The 20,642-nt window shown below is 44.7% G+C and carries 20 protein-coding genes and 2 tRNA genes; 7 read left to right on the forward strand and 15 right to left on the reverse strand.

The features are described from left to right. Positions 1-14: 14 nt before the first annotated feature. On the forward strand, positions 15-1,376 hold the full coding sequence (locus LC036_RS11095) for an FAD-dependent oxidoreductase (RefSeq protein WP_226582197.1): 1,362 nt from the start codon (positions 15-17) through the stop codon (positions 1,374-1,376). 36 nt (positions 1,377-1,412) lie between these two features. Here LC036_RS11095 and LC036_RS11100 read toward each other — a convergent pair whose 3' ends face one another. Further along, positions 1,413-1,598: a hypothetical protein gene (locus LC036_RS11100; protein ID WP_226582199.1), complete on the reverse strand. Its 186-nt coding sequence runs from the start codon at positions 1,596-1,598 to the stop codon at positions 1,413-1,415. Positions 1,599-1,681: 83 nt separating this feature from the next. Next, entirely contained in the window at positions 1,682-1,939 is a 258-nt protein-coding gene (locus LC036_RS11105; RefSeq protein ID WP_226582201.1) for a hypothetical protein, read from the reverse strand. A 196-nt stretch (positions 1,940-2,135) separates the two neighbouring features. Here LC036_RS11105 and LC036_RS11110 point away from each other — a divergent pair, with 196 nt between their 5' ends. Together LC036_RS11110 and LC036_RS11115 are read left to right on the forward strand one after the other, a co-directional pair. Beyond that, on the forward strand, positions 2,136-2,705 hold the full coding sequence (locus LC036_RS11110; protein WP_226582204.1) for an alpha/beta fold hydrolase: 570 nt from the start codon (positions 2,136-2,138) through the stop codon (positions 2,703-2,705). Positions 2,706-2,810: 105 nt separating this feature from the next. Continuing rightward, entirely contained in the window at positions 2,811-3,080 is a 270-nt protein-coding gene (locus tag LC036_RS11115) for a hypothetical protein (protein ID WP_226582208.1), read from the forward strand. 88 nt (positions 3,081-3,168) lie between these two features. On the opposite strand, the gene LC036_RS11120 is transcribed toward LC036_RS11115, so the two are convergent. Together LC036_RS11120 and ltaE are read right to left on the reverse strand one after the other, a co-directional pair. Continuing rightward, positions 3,169-3,348 carry a hypothetical protein gene (locus LC036_RS11120; RefSeq protein ID WP_226582210.1) on the reverse strand — a complete coding sequence of 60 codons (180 nt, stop codon included), beginning with the start codon at positions 3,346-3,348 and terminating at the stop codon, positions 3,169-3,171. A gap of 61 nt (positions 3,349-3,409) precedes the next feature. Next, a complete protein-coding gene (ltaE, locus tag LC036_RS11125; RefSeq protein ID WP_226582212.1) occupies positions 3,410-4,432 on the reverse strand; it encodes a low-specificity L-threonine aldolase in 1,023 nt (340 codons plus the stop codon). Between the two features lie 558 nt (positions 4,433-4,990). Here ltaE and LC036_RS11130 point away from each other — a divergent pair. Together LC036_RS11130 and LC036_RS11135 are read left to right on the forward strand one after the other, a co-directional pair. Further along, the gene (locus LC036_RS11130) at positions 4,991-6,334 is read left to right on the forward strand and encodes an alanine/glycine:cation symporter family protein (RefSeq protein ID WP_226582214.1); all 1,344 of its coding nucleotides are present in this window, start codon (positions 4,991-4,993) and stop codon (positions 6,332-6,334) included. Positions 6,335-6,781: 447 nt separating this feature from the next. Then, on the forward strand, positions 6,782-7,468 hold the full coding sequence (locus LC036_RS11135; RefSeq protein WP_319004461.1) for a DUF2306 domain-containing protein: 687 nt from the start codon (positions 6,782-6,784) through the stop codon (positions 7,466-7,468). 410 nt (positions 7,469-7,878) lie between these two features. Here the strand turns inward: LC036_RS11135 and LC036_RS11140 are convergent, their stop codons facing one another. From LC036_RS11140 to LC036_RS11180, 9 genes are all read right to left on the reverse strand, one after another. Continuing rightward, on the reverse strand, positions 7,879-9,108 hold the full coding sequence (locus LC036_RS11140) for a S1C family serine protease (RefSeq protein ID WP_226582219.1): 1,230 nt from the start codon (positions 9,106-9,108) through the stop codon (positions 7,879-7,881). A gap of 80 nt (positions 9,109-9,188) precedes the next feature. Then, positions 9,189-9,983, reverse strand: coding sequence for an MBL fold metallo-hydrolase (locus tag LC036_RS11145; RefSeq protein ID WP_226582224.1), 795 nt, complete (start codon positions 9,981-9,983; stop codon positions 9,189-9,191). A gap of 14 nt (positions 9,984-9,997) precedes the next feature. Continuing rightward, positions 9,998-10,915 (reverse strand): two-component system regulatory protein YycI, encoded by a 918-nt coding sequence (gene yycI, locus LC036_RS11150; protein ID WP_226582227.1) that lies wholly within the window; start codon positions 10,913-10,915, stop codon positions 9,998-10,000. 18 nt (positions 10,916-10,933) lie between these two features. Further along, on the reverse strand, positions 10,934-12,313 hold the full coding sequence (locus LC036_RS11155; protein ID WP_226582231.1) for a YycH family regulatory protein: 1,380 nt from the start codon (positions 12,311-12,313) through the stop codon (positions 10,934-10,936). Further along, positions 12,310-14,148, reverse strand: a complete 1,839-nt coding sequence (gene walK, locus LC036_RS11160; RefSeq protein ID WP_226582233.1) for a cell wall metabolism sensor histidine kinase WalK — start codon at positions 14,146-14,148, stop codon at positions 12,310-12,312. Before walK ends, LC036_RS11155 begins: the two co-directional genes overlap by 4 nt. A 5-nt stretch (positions 14,149-14,153) precedes the next feature. Beyond that, the gene (gene yycF / locus LC036_RS11165) at positions 14,154-14,858 is read right to left on the reverse strand and encodes a response regulator YycF (RefSeq protein WP_226582236.1); all 705 of its coding nucleotides are present in this window, start codon (positions 14,856-14,858) and stop codon (positions 14,154-14,156) included. Positions 14,859-15,038: 180 nt separating this feature from the next. Next, a complete protein-coding gene (locus LC036_RS11170) occupies positions 15,039-16,325 on the reverse strand; it encodes a peptidoglycan DD-metalloendopeptidase family protein (protein WP_226582238.1) in 1,287 nt (428 codons plus the stop codon). A gap of 277 nt (positions 16,326-16,602) precedes the next feature. Beyond that, positions 16,603-16,675: transfer RNA gene (locus LC036_RS11175), tRNA-Phe, on the reverse strand. 203 nt (positions 16,676-16,878) lie between these two features. Beyond that, positions 16,879-16,955 (reverse strand) — tRNA-Asp (locus LC036_RS11180). Between the two features lie 120 nt (positions 16,956-17,075). Here LC036_RS11180 and LC036_RS11185 point away from each other — a divergent pair. Next, positions 17,076-17,564, forward strand: a complete 489-nt coding sequence (locus LC036_RS11185; RefSeq protein ID WP_226582240.1) for a hypothetical protein — start codon at positions 17,076-17,078, stop codon at positions 17,562-17,564. A gap of 26 nt (positions 17,565-17,590) precedes the next feature. Here the strand turns inward: LC036_RS11185 and LC036_RS11190 are convergent, their stop codons facing one another. Together LC036_RS11190 and LC036_RS11195 are read right to left on the reverse strand one after the other, a co-directional pair. Beyond that, complete coding sequence (locus LC036_RS11190; protein WP_226582242.1) at positions 17,591-18,133, reverse strand: TIGR00730 family Rossman fold protein; 543 nt, start codon at positions 18,131-18,133, stop codon at positions 17,591-17,593. A 68-nt stretch (positions 18,134-18,201) separates the two neighbouring features. Beyond that, positions 18,202-19,491, reverse strand: a complete 1,290-nt coding sequence (locus tag LC036_RS11195) for an adenylosuccinate synthase (protein ID WP_226582244.1) — start codon at positions 19,489-19,491, stop codon at positions 18,202-18,204. 349 nt (positions 19,492-19,840) lie between these two features. Between LC036_RS11195 and LC036_RS11200 the strand changes: the two genes are divergently transcribed. Further along, complete coding sequence (locus LC036_RS11200) at positions 19,841-20,623, forward strand: DeoR/GlpR family DNA-binding transcription regulator (protein ID WP_226582246.1); 783 nt, start codon at positions 19,841-19,843, stop codon at positions 20,621-20,623. The last annotated feature ends 19 nt before the right edge of the window (positions 20,624-20,642 follow it).

Consider the following 20,642-nt stretch of genomic DNA (forward strand, 5'->3'; position numbering starts at 1 on the left):
GGAGGATTTCATCCATGAAAATTGCAGTCATCGGAAGCACACACGCAGGTACAGCTGCGGTTAAAAATATGGCAGATCTTTATCCTGAAGCAGAAGTCACCGTCTATGAACGAAATGATAATGTCTCCTTCCTTTCCTGTGGTCTCGCATTATATGTCGGAGGCGTCGTCGAGGATCCGCAGGGGTTATTCTACTCTTCTCCTGAACAGCTGAAAAGTCTTGGTGTCACGATGAAAATGCAGCATGACGTGGAGAACATCGATACCATAAACAAAACAATTACAGCGAAAAACCTGGTTACGGGAAAAACCTTCGAGGATTCCTATGATAAATTAGTGATGACAACAGGATCCTGGCCCGTTACTCCGCCGATTGAAGGCATCGACTTAGAGAATATCCTGCTTGCTAAAAACTACAACCAGGCCAACACGATCATTGAACGTTCAAAAGATGCCCGGCACGTAACGGTCGTCGGTGCTGGTTATATCGGTGTCGAGCTCGTCGAAGCTTTTGAAAAAGCCGGCAAAAAAGTCACCTTAATTGATGGCGCGGACCGGATTTTAAATAAATATTTAGACCAGGAGTTTACGACTCTTGTAGAAGAAGACTTCCAGTCCCGCGGCATTACACTCGCAATGAATGAAACCGTTCAGCGCTTTTACGGAGCTGACGGACGCGTTCAAAAAGTCATCACCAATGAGAGTGAAATCGAAACGGACCTTGTGATTATGTGTGTAGGATTCCGTCCAAGCACCGACCTCTTAAAAGGAAAAGTCGATATGCTTGATAACGGAGCCATCAAAGTGGATGAATATATGAGAACAAGCCATCCTGACATCTTAGCTGCAGGCGACTGCTGTGCAGTGAAATACAATCCGACTGGCGGACATGCCTATATCCCACTTGCTACCAATGCGGTTCGTATGGGAACACTTGCGGCACGTAACCTTATGGAGCCGGTTCAGAAACATGTCGGCACTCAAGGAACCTCAGGGCTGCACATTTATGACTTAAATATGGCGTCCACCGGATTAACCGAAACATCAGCTAAACTTTTAGACGTTCATGTGAAAAGTTTCACAATAGAAGATTTCCACCGCCCGGGCTTTATGCCGACCTCAGAGAAGGTCATGCTGAAAGTGACCATAAATCCAGAAACGAGAGAGATCCTTGGTGCGCAGGTGATCTCAAAAGCAGATGTAACCCAATCCATCAATACGATGAGTGTCTGCATTCAAACAGGTATGACAATCGATGAACTGGCGTATACCGATTTCTTCTTCCAGCCGCATTTCAATCAGCCATGGAACTTTTTAAACAAAGCCGGACTGGAGGCACAGCGTCAGGAACCTGTCCGTTCCCCGCAGTTCGTTTAAATAAACAATCCCCCATGATAACCATGGGGGATGTTTTTATTCCGGCAGACTGCCTTTTTCCCGGTTGGTTTTTGTACGCCTTAAATGCATGCCGAGTTCATCAAGGGGGATGTTGTCGTTTAAGTAACTTTCCTTCTCAAACAAATCCGCAAATTCTTCTTCATGGGCTGACTGGACACGTTCCTTCCGTCGACCTTCATCTACATCCGCGATGGAAGCCACCTCCCAGGTTTGTTACTTGTTAAATACCCGGAGGAAGCATAGGCGGTAACGATCCAGTATGCCAATCAGCACATAGCAGATCTTCAGGCACGTTTTCTGAGAAATTCACTAGCCCCAAACAAAATGATAAAGAAAACGACGAAAGAAATAAGCAAGGAACCTGGTACATCAAGTTGAACTAAAGCCACCGTGCCCGCAATGACTCCCCCGATTCCAAGCGTAATGAAAATAAAAAACAGGAAGATGCTCTTATTTCGAGTACTTTTTGACATGGATTTGCCATACCGCCACAAGAGCCCACCCAGAATAAGAATGATTATAATACTTATAGCCGTATTCATCTGACCTTGCCTCCCTCATTAGGATTTACTTTATTTTCCTATACCCGGGATAAAGAATATCTATCCTTCCTTTCCCTCAATGAGCACTCCATCAGATGCGAAATTTTATGAGGGAACGAAACCTTTGACCCCCGACGTGCGTATGATTGAAAGAAATGTAGTCGCTACAGAAGATTTGCTATGGGAGGGATAATATATGATTGGTTTTATCCTGCTTGGTTTTATCGGTTTATTAGGGCTGGCCTTCGCCACAAGCGCTGTTCATCACAAAATTCGTCTGGCTAAAGAGAAAGGTTCCTTTATCCCCATAGGACAGATCGTTGATGTGGATGGTCACAACATGCACGTCTACCAGGAGGGACACGGGAAAGAAACGCTTGTTTTCATGTCAGGAAACGGCACAAGTTCTCCAGTATTGGATTTTAAGTCCCTTTTTTCACAGGTTAGCGATCAGTACAAAGTTGTCGTTGTAGAGAAGCAGGGATACGGATTTAGTGATATCACCGATAGTCCCCGCGACATGCAGACGATGTTATCCCAAACCCGTAAAGCCCTCGCCGAAGCAGGTCTTCAAGGACCTTTTATTTTAGTTCCACATTCCGCATCAGGACTCGAAGCCTTGTATTGGGCCCAGAATTATCCTGAGGAAGTAAGAGCTGTTATCGGACTTGATATTGCGGTCCCTGCTTCTTATCAGGATTTTAAAATTAATATTCCGTTGTTCCGTTTTGCCTCCTTTTTAGCCGATATGGGGATCACCAGGTAGATCCCGACGGCAGCAGAAAGTTCTGCGAGCAGGCATGGAAACCTCATTACTAAAGAAAAAGAATTAGACAAGATCATTTTTTACCGGAGAACCGCAACGAAAAATATGTTGAATGAAGTGAAACAAATCCATTCCAATGCCGAGAAGGTAGCAAGTTTTGATCCACCGGAAGTTCCTATTTTATTATTCGCCTCTAACGGAACGGGTACCGGGTGGGATAAAGAGACGTGGTCTGAGAAACAAGCGGCATTCATCCAATCTGTAAAGCATGGAAAGATGATTCAATTGTCCTCTTCTCACTCCGTGCATACCATTGACTATCAAAGAATCGCAGCCGAAATTAAAAAATTTTTAAAACAGGAATTGTCTGTTTAAGTTTCTCTTAGATCACCAAAAACGAATAAAAAAGCCTGATTCCCTTCCGCTCAAATATGAACGGTATAGGAATCAGGCTCTCGTTCGTTTATCGTTTCCCAACACTTTTCTTATATCTCTTCGTTCTCTTCAAATGCCTTCCCAACTCATCTAACGGTATTCCATCAACAAAACGGTCCTTAAGAAACAAATCAGCAAACTCCTCTTCTTGAGCAGACGGACGTTTTTTCTTTTGTTGACTCTTCTGGATCTCCGCTATGGAAGCCACCTCCAAAGGTTTAATACCTCTTTTATACCCCTGAACAAGCAATGAAAAACGCGAATAAACATTACCCTTTATATTTGGAAACGATACGGTCAACTGCCACGTCAATGTCTTTGGTTGAAACATCATAATTCGTGACGAAGCGAACCGTTTTCGGTCCGTATGGCACCGCTAAAATCCCTTCTTCTTTCAATTCTTCTAGAAAAGAGTGTGCCGTATGACCGAGTCCGTCCACGTGGACAAGAATCATATTGGTCTCTACATCTTCGACGCGGAGTCCCTCAATATCCTTGATCCCTCTGGCAAGACGGGTGGCATTGGCATGATCATCCTTTAAGCGGTCCACCATTTCTGTCAGTGCCACATACGCCGGTCCGGCAACAATGCCTGCCTGGCGCAGTCCGCCACCAAGACGCTTCCGCCATTTACGGGCCTTTTTAATAAAATCAGCCGGTCCGGCAATGATCGATCCGACCGGTGCCCCAAGTCCCTTAGACAGGCAGACTTGAACGGTGTCGGTCTGATCGGCATAGGTTTTAAGTGGAATACCGGAAGCCACTGAAGCATTAAATAAGCGCGCGCCATCCAAGTGGACAGGAATCTGCTCTTCTTTTGCAATTGCATAAATCTTCTTCATGTTCTCAATAGGTACGACCACCCCGCCCGCTTTGTTGTGTGTATTCTCGAGGCAGATCAGTCCGGTTTCAGGAAAATGAATATCGTCTGGACGAATGGCAGCCCTGACTTCTTCCGGGTCCATCACTCCCCGCTCCCCCTGAATGGTGCGCGGCTGTACCCCTGCAAAAGCAGAAATCGAAGCCCCTTCATAAACAAACAGGTGCGCATTCGCTTCCATCAACACCTCATTTCCCGGCTGACAATGTGTGAGAACAGCAATCTGGTTCCCTTGAGTGCCGCTCGTCACAAATAAGGCCGCCTCTTTCCCCAGCATTTCTGCGGCTTTCTCTTCTAATTTTATGACCGTAGGATCCTCTTCATACACATCATCTCCAACTTCCGACTCAAGCGCCGCCTGCCTCATCGCCAACGTCGGTTTCGTCACCGTATCACTTCGCATATCAATCATATGTAGGCCCCCTTTCCTTCTATTGTACGTAATCATATGGAATATTTGGAAGGTTTCTCTGGATTTATTTAAACAGAAAAAATGAATCTAACCTAAACTTTGGTTGAGAGAGGGGTTGATCGGGCTTCTAATGTAGATAGAAGCGCCCTTTCCTACTTGAATAGAGCGGTTAGCGTGAATGTAAATCTGTCGCTCTTCCCCCTTTTAAGTCATTCCGTTAATACGAATAAACACAAGGAGGGACGGGAAATTGCGAGACTCCTTTGGGATAAGCGGGACAGGTGAGACCCCTGAGGACGTAGTCCGTGGAGACTCACCGCCCGCCCAAGGAAAGCGAGTAATTTCCCGTCCCTCCTTCTCCTAACCCAGCAAACGGAACTACATCAATCATTTTATTTATCCATTATGGAAAGAATAGGTTCAAAAGCACTCTCTACAGCACCTTTTAAGATTTTTAAAATCAATTATAAAATTCAATAAATGTGCTTGCTGTAAAACGTTTGCACATGCGATACTCTTTGTTATGGTCAAATGATAAAGAAAGAAAGGATTCTATCCATGCAGCCGTTGACTGATATATTTATAGAAATTAATAACTTTTTATGGGGTCCGATTATGCTTCTGTTTCTTTTAGGTACAGGGGTATGGCTGACCTTGCAGCTCCGCTTTATTCAAGTCCGTTATTTAGGCAGAGGGTTTAAACAGACCTTTGCGCCTTTATTTAAGAAAGAAAAAGAAGAAGGCATTCACTCCTTTAAAGCGCTAGCCACTTCGATTTCCGCCCAGGTCGGTACAGGAAACCTGGCTGGTGTCGCAACAGCGATTGCTGCCGGTGGTCCCGGGGCGATCTTCTGGATGTGGATCAGTTCCTTTTTCGGGATGGCGACCATTTTTGCTGAAGCCGTCCTTGCTCAAATTTATAAAGTGAAAAAAGGTGACCAGACCCACGGTGGCCCGGCGTATTATATCCGCGACGGCCTCGGCAGTAAGTGGCTGGCCGGATTTTTTGCGATTGCGATCATTATCGCTCTCGGATTTGTCGGAAACATGGTGCAGTCCAATGCGATTGCAACAGCGATGAATGAAGCGATCGGAACGACTTCTTTCTCCCTCAACTTAACGCTTGGGATTGTAATTGCTGTTCTGATCGGATTAATTTTATTTGGCGGCATTAACCGCATCTCTACGTTTGCCGGAAACGTTGTCCCCGTCATGGCGCTGCTTTATATTATCGGAAGCCTCGTCATTATGGTTCAATACTGGGATCAGGTACTGCCAACACTGCAGTTGATTGTACAGGCAGCGATCAGTCCGGAAGCCGCCGGCGGTGGTGTTCTTGGTGCCACCATTAAAGAAGCGATCCGCTACGGAATTGCGCGTGGATTATTCTCCAACGAAGCAGGAATGGGTTCCACACCTCACGCACACGCGGTCGCCAATGTAAAACGACCTTCCCAGCAGGGGCTTGTCGCTATGGTAGGGGTATTTATTGATACCGTCATTATTTGTACGATGACAGCCATGGTGATTTTACTCACGAACGCTCACCAAGCCGGGCTTGAAGGCAGTGCCATCACCCAGGAAGGGTTTGCCCGCGGACTTGGTGAATTCGGTATTCCATTCATCGCCATCTGTCTGCTCTTCTTCGCCTTTACAACGATTTTAGGCTGGGCATTCTTTGGTGAAGTGAACGTGAAATTCCTGTTTGGAGAAAAAGCCGTTCCCGTTTACCGCTTTATTGTCCTAGTATTTATCGTACTCGGAGCGATCGTCCAGGTAGAATTCGTATGGCAGATGGCCGACACATTTAACGCACTCATGGTCATCCCCAACCTGATCGCGGTTCTAGCCCTGACCAAACTAGTCAAAACCACATGGAAAAACGACCGCCCCTTTTCCTGAGTTATAGAATTTAATCTAAAAAGCGACTTCTCTAATATTAGAGAAGTCGCTTTTTTTATGTGAACATTTTCACCTCATATGTTTTTTAGCGTGACTTATACATGACTCATCTGACAGCAGAGTGTTCGCCGCCAGCACACTCATACACACGGTTTCTTAGTCAAACGTCACGCGGATATTCTCACCTTTGTAATGAGGGACAGGAAACCGCGACACTCCTGCGGGAAAGAAAAGGCTGGCGAGACCCCGGAGGTTGTTAAACCGAGGAGGCTCGCCGTCTTCCCCGCGGAAAGGGAGTGGTTCCAGTCCCTCATTCGCACCTATAATAATTAGAGAATGCTTTTCAATACTCACAAATAATTTCTAAAATAAGAAAGGACTTTCTCCCCAACACAGAGTATGTATAGAAAGAAGAGAAAGGAGAGGAATCGCTTGTCACTATTTTCAGTGCTGTTAACCATTCATATCCTCGCAGGGTTCACCGCCCTCAGTATCTTTTGGATTCCCATGATCACAAAAAAAGGCGGGAAAAACCATAAAAAAATCGGGTGGGTCTATGTCGGAGCGATGTATACCGTCGCAGGGACAGCCTTGTATATGGGATTGTACCGCCTGCTCATAGATCAAGGAACAACAGCGCCCGAGAAGGCTTTTGCTTTCTTTCTGTTATTTATCGCCACTTTAAGTGCCGCCACCGCCTGGATGGGCATCCGTGTTCTACGATTTAAACGAAGAGTGAAAGCCCACCGCAACCCTTATGATCTTGGTATTTCAGGCCTGCTTGTAGCGATGTCCATCCTCACCATAAGCGTCGGTTTTTATTACCGTTTTCCTCTGCTACAATACTTCCCGCTGCTAGGTATTTTCCTTGGCGGTGGACAGCTTTACTACTGGTTAACCCCGCCAAAAGTTAACATGCATTGGTACTTTGAACACTTTGGAAACTTAATCGGCTGCTCGATCGCGACGATTACCGCATTTGTTGTTTTTGGTGCTCCAAGGCTCCTCAACATTTCCAGCGTGAGTATCTGGCTGTGGTTTATGCCGGCTGCAATCTTAACACCGGTTATCTATCTATTAAACGCTTATTACAGGAAGAAATTTAAAATAAAACCGGTGAACAAAAGCGCATAAAAAGAGAGTATCGGGAGACGTTAGAATTAGACATCTTTTTTATAAGGATAGAAAGTGGAAGAGCCGAAAAATAATTAAAAATCACGGTTACGATTTATTCACATGTGGAAAACAAGTACTAACGATTATAGTTACCCACAATTGTCCACAGACTTATGCACAAAAACTGTTAATTTTCTGATATTCACAGGTTACCCCAAAATATAAACAGGTTATCCACAAAATCCATCCACATATTCACAACAGGTGAAGATATATGGTGGCGAACATATTTTCTGCTACCATATATGACAGTTATCCAGAATACTATTCACACCCTGTGGATAGTTTGAAGGCGATAAAAATCGAAAAAACTCGATTGTTGACGATGAAAAAAGAGTACCTTCTGAAGGTACTCTTTCTTTTTCCACTTATTCTTGTGAACCAAGGGTAATCGTTGTCGTTTGTTTCTTGCCATCTCTATAGTACGTCATTTCTAATTGATCTCCTGCATCCTTTTCGTTATACAAATATTTACGAAGATCTATAATGTCCTCCACGGGTTCTCCGTCCAGAGCTGTTATAACGTCCAGTGGTTTTAAGCCTGCTTTGGCAGCTGGAGACATTTGACGGACACTTCGAATATATAATCCGCCTTCTACTTCATTAGGAAGGTTTAAAGTATTGCTCCACTCCGATGTCGGCACTTCATTCAGACCATACGCTTCAATCCCAATGTACGGGCGGTCAACCTGTCCATATTGTTCCAGTTCATCAATGATAGGCTTGGCTGAATCAATAGGAATGGCAAAACCGATTCCTTCCACAGCGGACTGAGCAATTTTCATCGAGTTGATTCCGATGAGCTGGCCATCTATGTTAATCAAGGCCCCGCCACTGTTTCCAGGGTTAATGGCTGCGTCGGTTTGAATAACTTCTGCCTGCCAATCGTCTAATCCATCTCCGTTAAAATCCTGTGGAATCGCGCGCTCTTTACCACTGATGATGCCTTGTGTCACTGAACCTGCAAAGCTGAGTCCTAATGGGTTCCCAATGGCAATGGCCGGCTCTCCTACTTTTAAGTTCTCGGATGTACCAAGTTCCACAACCTTCTCCACTTGATCAGCGGACATCTTAAGAACAGCTAAATCAGTAAATAAATCACTGCCCACCAATTCTGCTTTCACACGGGTTTCATCAGCAAGGACCACTTCAATTTCACTGGCACCTTCAATGACATGATTGTTGGTGACCACATAAGCGGTTCCTTCTTCTTTTTTATAAATGACACCAGAACCTACACCCGCCTGACGGGAAGAATCACTGTTCTGCTGCCGCCAGAAATTTTCCTGCGTCTGAAGATTGACGACCCCGACCACAGATGGTGTGACTTCATCGACCACTTTCGTAATCTGTGTCGTTACATCAAGCTCTACGTTCTTCGTTGTGCCTCCTGTCAGACCCTGGTCATCCTGGACGAGTCCACTTTCATCTTCAGGAATCGTCATATCATAAGGCAGCAATTCCGTCTGGACCAGTGCGGGGAGCGCCAGTAAAACAAGAACTGCTCCGAGAATCCCTCCGACGAGAGTCGGCATGACCCACCGGCGCCTGTTCCGCTTCTGCTGACTGGATGGTGAATGATCATCATAATAGCCCACGCCTCTTCACCTTACCTTTCCTTTCGTTCCTCATAAACTTCTTAGGTATTGTTACCTTATTGTTTACTATTTAAAACCTTTTAAACCTCGAATATAGGGGTGGCTTCATAAGGATCCGTATCCATCAGCTGAATCCGGGTCCCCAGCTCAAACCCTCTTTCCTCCAACACGTTTTTCACAGACATATGGGCTAAGTCTTTCATGTTGTTGTCCAGGCTTAAGTGAGCCAGGTAAATGCGTTTCGTCTGATCCGTAATGACATCCGTCAGGGCAAGGGCGCAGTCTTCATTCGAAACGTGGCCGGAATCCCCGAGGATCCGCCGCTTCACATTCCAAGGATAACGTCCCATCCTAAGCATACTCACATCATGATTGGATTCAAAAATATAAGCATCCGCACCTTCAACGGTCTTTTTAATCCGTTCAGAGACATAACCAAGGTCTGTCACAAGCGCCACCTTTTTTCCGTCCTGATGGAACGTATAGAACATCGGATCCGCAGCATCATGAGAAACGGCGAAGGATTCTACATCAATTCCGCCGAACGTGCGTGTCTCTTCCATTGAAAAATGAAACTTCTGATCAAGCGAAAGCTTCCCGATCTGCCCTTCCATGGCATCCCATGTCTTTTCATTCGCATAAATCGGAAGGTTATAGCGGCGAGCCATGATTCCGAGCCCTTTAATGTGATCACTGTGCTCATGAGTCACCAGGATGCGTGACAAGGAGTTAGGATCGACATCCGCCTGCGCAAGCAGCCCTTCCAGCTTTTTGCCGCTTAAACCGGCATCCACAAGAATTTTCTCGTCTCCGGATTCAATATAAAACGCGTTTCCAGTACTTCCTGATGCCAGGACACTAAAGCGTAAGGTCATAAACGACACTCCAATTAATTTGTTTCACTATTGTTACTCTCCTCAGTGGAAGAGTCCTCATTCAAAGATTCTTCCGGTTTTAACTGGTGTTTATTTAAAATGTCTTCAATAAACGATGATTCTTTTACTTCGGCAACCGTACCCGTAAAGGCATATAAGAACAGGTCGCGCTCTCCATTAATGGTCACTTTCCATGTAGGTGCAAAATACTGCGGGGCATTTTCCACATCAAGACCCAGATCATAACTGGTGTGATAGCCGATATTCATCGACGTCACTTCATCCCCTGACCGGATCAGCCCGTAATCATACAGATTTTCAATCGCACTCCAAGGACGGTTCATTTCCCCCGATTGTGATGAGTCCTCAACAATGGACTCTCCTTCCGGGAAGGTTAATAAAGTAGCGACATAACCCGTGATTTTCCCATCTGCAATCGTGACTAATAAGTAACCACCACTGTTAAAATAGATGGTCTGATCATTCACTTTTTGAAAAAACAAAGCCACCCCTTCTTCTTTATTCCAACCCCAGTACGAATACTGGGAAGAGAAAGGAACCAAAGAACTGACCTCACCGACGAGGGTATCTTCTGTCACCTCGACCGGTTCATCAAGCGTCACTTTTAACGCCTGGTCTTCAATACTGATTTCCTGCGTGCTTTCATCCAGACCTTCCACCTGTGCAAGTATCTCTTCAGGTACAGCATTCCCTTTCGACTTCAAGCTTGGAATACTTGGGACATCTTCAGGGATCGCCCCTTCTGCAATCGTTACATCCGCATTTTCAAGTTCCGTTTCAATATCTTCTGCAACCGTGGAAATCTGTCCTAAGGCGTCTTGCTGCTGCTTAGAAAGAAACTGCTGCAATAAGAATAAATCGAGAATCAAGAAGCTGAGGATGAACAATAATTTAATTTGACCCCATTGCATAAGCTCACGCCTCCTTGATTACGATAATTCTTCATTTTGATTCGGCTCTCTCTCTTCAAATAACCGCGTCCAGTCCGTTGTGTTCGTGCGGTAATACCATTCCGGAATCAGGCTGTACGCTAATTTACTCGGCTGTTCTTCAAGCGTATAGCGGACTTCCACCCCTAGAATTTCATCAAAACTCAAGCTCTCCATTTGCTGAAGTGTGGCAATGACTTCTTCTGTTGACTCCATCTCAGGTCTAAAGTTATCCCCTGTTTCAAATCGCTTGAATTTCACGAGGGGACGAACGTATCTCTGAATCTGCCCTTCCTGATATTCCTGAGTAATGGACGGAAGATGATACGTGTCTTCTACCGCCATGACCGGCGTATCATTGTAGTACATCCGGTATTGAATATTTCCCGCAGCTGCTGATAACGAATCGAGACGGAAATCTTCCGTCCAGCCCCAGTGGCTGTTTATGTCCTGGACGCTGCGGACCAGCAGTTCATACTCTTTTAATTCTTTCTGATTCACACTATTGGGAACGAGCCACACATACTCCATCAGGCGGCTGTCATCATAGATATCCATGAGACGTTCGTTGGTTTTCTTCCGTTTATATTCATTCGTCTCATACGTAACCCCACTCTCAGGAGACGGGAATAGGTCATTTTGTAAAGGAGTGACCGGGATGGCATCCGTTTGTAATACAACCTCAGGAAGAGGATTTACCTCTTTTGGGAGATAAATATGACCGGATCTCAACCAGTCTGGATCTGCCTCTTCAAACGTCTCGGATAAGGACATAAGCTCCTGCAGGTCGCTTTTACTCTCTATCTTGCTTAACGCCTGCTCTCCTGCATTCGCATTGATATTCGCCCGAAGCGTCAAATCGGAATGATCTGAGCCGGACTGAATGAACCATAATTCGTACATCGTAGCAGCCGATGGATCCGATAATCTGGCTAATATGATCCGGTCATAGTTCTGCTCAACATTCTGCAGCACCGTTTCATCATTGATTACAAAAAGGTCACCAATCGTCTGCAGCGGGATCGATTCGGGAAAGATGATTTCTACCGCCCGATCGACATTCCTTGTTCCTCTAGGACCCGGACTAATGTCTATATTTGTAAGGTTCCACTCCTGCATCCGTTTGAAAAAGGATGTTTTATCCTCTATATCATTAAAAGTAAAATGTGACGTCTCTTCATGAAAAATAATATCATCTGGAACAATGACATCTGAAACCTTCGCTGTTTCCCCGAGACCTTCCAGTTTGGTGTCTTCGATGACCCCATCATCCTCAAGTGTCTCTGTAGCCGGCTGGTACTGCCATAAGGCCACAGTCAACACAAGGCTGAACGCAATTAAGATCACTAATATAATGGATTTCATCGTTTCCCTGTTCATGACTTATTCCCCCGCTTTTGATTCATGAGTGGCAGCGTAAAGTGGACCGTCGTCCCTTCGCCTTCCCGGCTCTCCGCCCATATCTGTCCATGGTGAGCTTCAATCATTTCCCGGGCAATAGCCAGTCCAAGTCCAGTGCCTCCCATTTCTCTCGCACGGGATTTATCTACACGATAAAAACGATCAAAGATTTTATCTACAGTATCTGGAGGCATACCAAGGCCTTCATCCGTCACGCTCACCCGCAGTTTTTTCTTTGTGGAAGAGGCGCTGAAGGTGATTCTTCCTCCTTCAGGAGAATACTTAATAGCGTTTGAAATGATGTTATCGAGCACTTGAGTGATTTTGTCTTTATCGATCCATACGTACATGTTCTTTTTGGATAATTGGCGGACAAACTCGACTTTATCGTCTTTGTTCATTTCAAAACGATCAATGATATGGTGATAAAAGCCGACAAATTCGACCCGGTCCTTCATCAGAGGTGTTTCCTTGTGATCCATTTTTGTTAATTGCAGCAGATCATTAACCAGCCGGATCATCCGGTCGGTTTCGTTTTGGGTGACATCTAAAAACCGGGGGGCGATATCTGGGTCCTGCCAGGCCCCATCATTTAAAGCTTCAATATAACTTCTCATGGTAGTTAGAGGTGTCCGCAGTTCATGCGAAACGTTGGAAACGAATTCCCGGCGCTCCTGTTCGACCCGCTGCTGTTCTGTGACATCACTAATCACCGTGATGAAGCCGTCCATCTCATTGTTTTCATCTTCCACTACAGAGAAGTTCGCCTTAAGGAGCAGATGGTTGTCATCACTGCTTAAATCAATAATCATCGAACCCGTTTCCTGAACTTCGTCCATTTCTTCTACCTGTTCATTTAAATCGAACACATCAATCAGCGACTGTCCCTGGACGTCTTCAAATGTCTGCCCGATTAACCTTGAGGCAGGCGCGTTCATTAAAACTATCGCGCCGAGACGGTCGGTCGCTATGACTCCATCCGACATATTCGACAGGACAGAGCTTAATTTACGCCTCTCCCCTTCGGTTGTCGCCTGCGCCAGCTTCAGTTTGTCATTCAAATCGTTAAACGCATAGCCAAGCTCTCCAATTTCGTCATTTCCTTTGACGTCCACTTTTTGCGAAAAATCACCAGTCGCCATAATCTGCGCTTGTTTTTTCATTTCTGTCAAAGGACGCGTGATGGTCCTGGCGACCAAAATCCCGAGCAGAGCCGTAACGGTAATGGCTAAGATCGTCCCTTTGGCAAAAATGCTGTTAATGGCTTGAAGCTGGGTATAGATCTCATCGGTATAAAGTTGATAATGAAGAACGCCTATGACTTCTTCGCCTGTTTCATCTGTAATCGGTTTTGAGCCGACATAAATCCGCTCATTCGTCTCTTGATCACGCATAAACTTAGGCTCAGTCGGGTCCCCGAAGAGGAACACTTTCGTAATTTCCTGTTCATTGACCTTCTTACCGATCGTTGAGGAGTCTACTTTATTTCCCAGGGAAGCAATGACGTACGTTTTATTATCAATGACCTGAAGCTTCCTAAGATTCACATCATCGCTGAAATCCTCGATTAAGTTAGCGACTTCCATTCGTAATGTAGGGCTGTTTTCGTCTCTTTCAGCATTAAACGCGTTCTGTAAGCTGAAGGTCAACGAGTTGAGCTGGCTTTGAACAGAACTGGTATAGTTGTTCGTCAGCTGTTTCTCCAACCGCTCAACAAAATAGGCCCCAATCACTTGGATGCCTAGTAAGAGTAGTAAAATGTATACGACAATCAATTTCAGCCTAACCGACTGAAAAAAGCCAACCTTCTTCATTCAAGCTACTCCTGTTCTGGGTTTCTCAAGTAGTAGCCGACCCCGCGTCGTGTCACGATCCACACAGGATTGCTCGGGTTCTCCTCAATTTTCTCACGCAGACGTCTAACCGTTACGTCAACGGTACGTACATCTCCATAATAATCATAGCCCCATACCGTTTCCAGAAGGTGCTCACGCGTCATGACCTGTCCGATATGACGGGCAAGGTAGTGAAGCAGCTCAAATTCACGGTGGGTAAGCTCAATATAAGTACCGTCACGAGTGACCGTATACGCATCCGGGTGAATCGCCAGACGCCCAATTTCAATATCTCTCGTCTGCTGGGATGTATCTTCCGGTTCCTGCTGTTGACGACGCAGGTTCGCTTTGACACGTGCGATCAGTTCACGGTTGCTGAATGGTTTAGTCACATAATCATCTGCGCCCATTTCCAATCCAAGCACTTTATCAATCTCTGCATCTTTTGCCGTCAACATAATAATCGGCATATTGTGACGCTTTCTTACTTCACGGCATACTTCGTTTCCGTCTTTATTCGGAAGCATAATATCCAATAAGATCAATTCCGGTTCTTCTTCGTCCGCCTTTGTAATGGCTTCATCCCCATCGTAGGCACAGACGACCTCATACCCTTCTTTTTCTAAGTTGAACTTTAATATATCAGCAATTGGTTTTTCATCATCTACGACTAAAATTTTTTGTGCCATCCTTCGTCACATCCTTTTCATCGACTTCGATTCTTACCTTCATTCTAACTTATTTCTATATAATTGTCCTACTTCACCTCGAATCACAAAGGTAAAATCATCCGTTCATCCTACAAACTCCCGCCTTCTTATCCTTTTCCGAATAGAAGAAAAAAACCGCTATGTTTGATCATAGCGGTCTCATTTAAGAGAAACGTGTGAAAGTGGATTTTCAAGCGCTCCATTTTTATGAACTTCAAAATGGAGATGAATGCCTGTGGAATGACCTGTCGTACCCATGACACCAAGAGATTCCCCTTTTTGTACAACATCCCCGACGTTGACGTCTATGGAAGAAAGGTGGGCATACAACGTTTCATACCCATTTCCATGATCAATGACGACCTTGTTCCCAAAACTGTTCCGATAACCCGCTTCGATGACTTTACCGTTGTCAGCGGCTTTAATTGTCCGGTTGGAAACGCCGGCAATATCAATCCCTTTATGCTGCCTTCCCCAACGCTTTCCTTGTTTACTTGTAATCGTTCCGCCGACAGCCGGCCATACAAAGTTTCCAGTTCCTATAGAAGGAGGCTGTTTGGTTCCCTTTAAAATGACTTTCGTCACGGGCTCCTGCACCATTTCTTCTTCAAGGATCGTCTCTTTCTCCTGTTCGCCATTCCGGGTTACGGTTCGAACCAAGCGTTCCTTCACCCCATCTTTTCCGGACTGGGTGACTTTGGACTCCCCAACATACAGGTCATCTGTATTTTTAACCTCAACGCTGTGCTCAATGGTTTCTTCCTGCCGCTCTCTTTCATAGACCATTACATCAAGCATCGGATCGTGGCTGGATTCGACAAGGGGTGATGTCGGAAGAGCAGCTGTCTTTGCTTCTATACTTGCCCCATTTTCCAGTCGGTCCATAGCTTCGTCTACAGAATCCATGTACAAAGGAGAAATCTTTTCGTCTTCATACGTCACAACACCCGTTAAACGAACATCAGTAACCATAGCTTCTCCTGCTGCCACCTCTTCTGACTGACTATCTTTCTCCACCATCTCTAAGTCCTCTGCATCGACGTACTTTTGTTTCATTTTTGTCACCACTTGCTTCGCTTCTGCCTCATTCGGCAGAAAGGCAACAGGCTGACCGTTCACGTTCAGCATTACAGCCTCAGCAGCAATGGAAAGCTCCTTTTTGAGTTCATTCATCACTTTATTGTCTTCTGTATCCGCAGAAAACACCTTATCCTTTTCGTAAGTGACATCTTCCATTAAGGATATTTCCCAATCTTTATGTTTACTTTCAGCTTCATCGACATAATCTTTTACGTACTCTTGAATTTGTTCTTTGTTCTGAATCGTCCCAATCTCTTGTCCGCCTATATAGACATGATGAACCGTTTGGAGAGAGTTTTCTGCATAGACGGATCCCACGCCAAGCGTAACGACAGATAAGGCTGTAATCACTGCTTTCTTCCACATCTTCCATTTCCTCCTGAAATCTCTTACATTTATATTAATTGTTTGATTTATTTTTCACTATACTAACTTATCACAGTCAAATATCCTATAAAACCATTTTTACATATTGTAAAAAATATATAATTTAACTACCATAATAAAGAATTTCATAAAGTTATTATCAATAAAACTATATATTAGTAACAAAAATAACAAATGGTTTGAAAGGTATATTATTCCTAAACTAAAAAAGCGCAAGAAAAAAGCTTACGGGGTTTATACCGTAAGCTTCTAGTAGTGGCTCGGGACGGAATCGAACCGCCGACACACGGATTTTCAGTCCGTTGCTCTACCGACTGAGCTACCGAGCCATATTAAAATATAGTAGTGATGGTATTTCTCGCTCCAAGTCTTGTTTCGAAGCTTATTCAAAGATGTTCACGGCTTCTCTATGGACTGAACTGCCGAGTTAAAGTTATAGCCAAATAATTATTTAACGTTTATTCGACTTAATCCCTTCCTTTTCTAAACACAAAGCGTGTGTTTTCGACTGTAGGGGATGGTATAATAGAAGTGGCGGTCCGGACGGGACTCGAACCCGCGACCTCCTGCGTGACAGGCAGGCATTCTAACCAACTGAACTACCGGACCAAGAACGGCTTGTTTACCGCAACGATATTAATCTTATCACATGGGGATTAGAGAAAGCAATAGATTTTTTCATAGGTTTTAAGATTTTTGCCTTCAGCTTTTAAAGAAAGGAGGATTCATGTGAAGAAAACCCTGCGCCATACCGTCTACGCCCTTATCTTTTTATTCATTCTATCCATCGGCTACTTAAAATTCAATCCCCCTTTTGAACATGGTTCAATCGGGGCGACAGAAGATAAACATACCATTATTGTATCTGTTGGGAACAAGAGTTTTCTCGGGGACATTCATATCACAGACGTCTCAATCAATAATAACCAGCGCCCTTCCAACATAGCCGTTCAGGTTAGTAATACAGAAAAAGGATTTATACTTACAGATAATCATGCTCTAGTGAAAGATGAGTATACAATTGAAGATTATCAATCGATTGCCCTGGGTCCTGATACTTCTCCCCACCGCCACCTGACGAAATCCGTCGCTGCTGCAGCAAAAGAAGAACCGACCACGATTTATGGTTTGAGCATCTCTGAGGATACATCCATAGACAGCATCAAGGTCACTTATCGATACATGGGTCTTATCTTTTTCAAAACCATTCAAGTATAAAAAGTCGAGCCCTGGCGGCTCGACTTTTATACTTTCGACATCATATCCGCAATCAAATCCTCGGCATTAGAAGAGTTCACAATCAGGCTTCGATTATCTTCTGAAATAAAGCCGGCCTGAATCGCATGATGGACTAAATCAACAATCGGAGTGTAATACCCTTGAATATCAAAGAGTCCTACAGGCTTTTGATGCAGACCGATCTGCGCCCAGCTGACGGTTTCAAACAGTTCTTCAAATGTACCAAAACCACCCGGCAGCGCAATGTATCCATCCGCAAGTTCGCTCATTTTCGCTTTCCGCTCATGCATCGTATCGACTTCAATCATCGTTGTGATGGAGGGATGGACAATTTCACGATCGAATAAGTTTGTGGGCATCACGCCAGTTACTTTTCCACCGCGATCCAGCATTTCATCGGCTATGACGCCCATAAGGCCGCTTTTTGCACCACCATACACCAATTCAATCCCTTTTTCAGCCAGCACGCGGCCCAACAATTGCGTCTGCTCCACAAAGGCAGGGTCATTCCCACGGCTCGATCCAGCAAATACACATATACGTTTCACAAGAAACACTCCTTTCTCTTCTCTATCATAAACAAAAAACACCTGACTGAGACAGCCAGGTGCTTCTTTTATTCGCTATAGACGCTGCGGACAACATTTGTCTGCGAACGGTCTGGACCAACAGAAAAGATGGAAAGAGGAATCCCGGTCAATTGGGAAACACGCTCAATATAATGACGCGCATTCTCCGGAAGATCACTCAAGGATTTCGCTCCTGTAATGTCTTCTGTCCAACCCGGCATTTCTTCATATACCGGCTCACACTCTGCAAGTACTTTTAGACTGGCAGGGAATTCTTCCATGATCTCACCTTTATATTTATAGGCGGTACAAATCTTTAATGTTTCAATACCTGTCAAAACGTCAATGGAATTGAGAGACAGATCTGTAATCCCGCTGACACGGCGTGCGTGTCTTACAACGACACTGTCAAACCAGCCCACACGGCGCGGACGTCCGGTTGTCGTTCCGTATTCACGGCCTACTTCACGAATTTGATCTCCGGTCTCGTTATGAAGTTCTGTCGGGAATGGACCATCCCCAACACGGGTCGTATAGGCTTTCGATACACCTACGACATGCTTGATTTTTGAAGGTCCTACTCCTGAACCGATCGTTACTCCCCCGGCAATCGGGTTGGAGGAAGTCACAAACGGGTAGGTTCCCTGGTCAATATCCAGCATAACCCCCTGCGCTCCTTCAAACAGCACGCGGCGTCCTTCATCAAGATTATCATTCAGAACGACAGATGTATCACGAACGTAGGAAGCAATCTGCTGTCCATACTCATAATACTCTTCTAGAATCTCATCTACAGTGAATGGTTCCGTTTCGTAGACTTTCTCAAACAGACGATTCTTCTCAGCTAGATTCTGCTCCAGCTTTTCACGGAAGCTCTCTTTATCCATCAAGTCTGCAATTCGAATCCCTGTACGAGCCGCTTTATCCATGTAAGCAGGGCCGATGCCTTTTTTCGTTGTTCCAATCTTATTGTCGCCTTTATCTTCTTCCTGAAGGGCATCCAGTTTCAAGTGGTAAGGAAGAATGACATGGGCACGGTTGCTGATACGCAGGTTATCCGTTGATACCCCTTTATCGTGTAGATACTTGAGCTCCTCAAGCAGCGCCTTCGGATCAATGACCATCCCGTTACCCAGGACGCAGATTTTATCATCAAAAAAGATCCCGGAAGGAATTAGATGAAGCTTATATGTTATTCCATCAAATTTGATTGTGTGACCGGCGTTATTTCCGCCTTGATAACGTGCAACGACTTCTGCATTTTGTGAAAGAAAATCGGTAATCTTGCCTTTTCCTTCGTCCCCCCACTGGGTTCCGACAACTACTACTGAAGACATAAGGCACCTCCGCTAAAAAATTTAAGTTCAGTTGATTTCTACGGTCAGTTTACCAATTATTCCAAACGAAGTCAACGCTAATTCCGAACATTTATTTTTATTGTAATAATAATGTTCGATAATAAGCTATATTAACTACTTTCTCACCCACATTATGGTTGTTTTTCAGAAGTTCACTTTTGTAACACATTTTATTTTTCCTATTGAAAAGGAAAACATACTTATATCAAAAGATACCTGCAGTTAATTTTAACAAAATAAAACTTAAATTTACTTAATTTTAATTGAAATAAATAAGTTGACTACTTATAATTACTTATAATAGGATAGATATGGAAGGAGAATTCCCATGTATCAAGAAGAACGACTCATTGGGGTGATCCAATACTTAAAAGAACATCGGCGCATTTCCATTGAGCAGATGTGCGATATGTTTGATGTTTCAAGGGACACAGCAAGAAGGGACCTTGTAAAGCTTGAAGAAAGAAAAGCAATCGTGAGAACACGGGGAGGAGCCATCCTGCCAAAATCCCATGCAGGAATTCAGGACTATACGCATCGTCTGAAGACCGTCTCATTGGAAAAGCAGCGAATTGGAACGAAAGCAGCTTCCCTTATTGAATCCGGAGACAGACTCATTCTGGATACGTCCACGACTGTCCAGGCATGCGCCAGTCAAATTCCTCCGATCGACCTTACCATCATTACGAACTCCATTCACCAGGCAGGCATTCTTTCAAGTGTTGGAGACATTTCAATTCAACTGTTAGGCGGTTATTTACAGAAGGAACACCAATTTCTATATGGTGCCTCTGTTATTGAACGTTTAAGAAATTACCACGTGGACAAAGCATTCATCGGGGTCGTCGGCATATCCGAATCTGGTTTATCAATAGGCCATGAGGAAGACGGCATGGTGAAAAAGACGATGATTGAGCAGGCAGAAGAAGTCATCGTGCTTGCTGACCACACAAAATTCGGGGTCACGGAGTTCTTTTCATTCGCGGCGCTGGATGATGTCGATATCATCATCACAGACCGCCACCCAACAGAAGCGTTTCAACAAAAGCTCCTTGAGCATCACGTTGAACTAATTGTGACGGAAGAGGAAGACATTAACCCCTGGTCTTAAAACGCACCACTGACTTAAG

It is taken from the genome of Halobacillus litoralis, assembly GCF_020524025.1.
Classification (GTDB): Bacteria; Bacillota; Bacilli; order Bacillales; family Halobacillaceae; genus Halobacillus; species Halobacillus litoralis_D.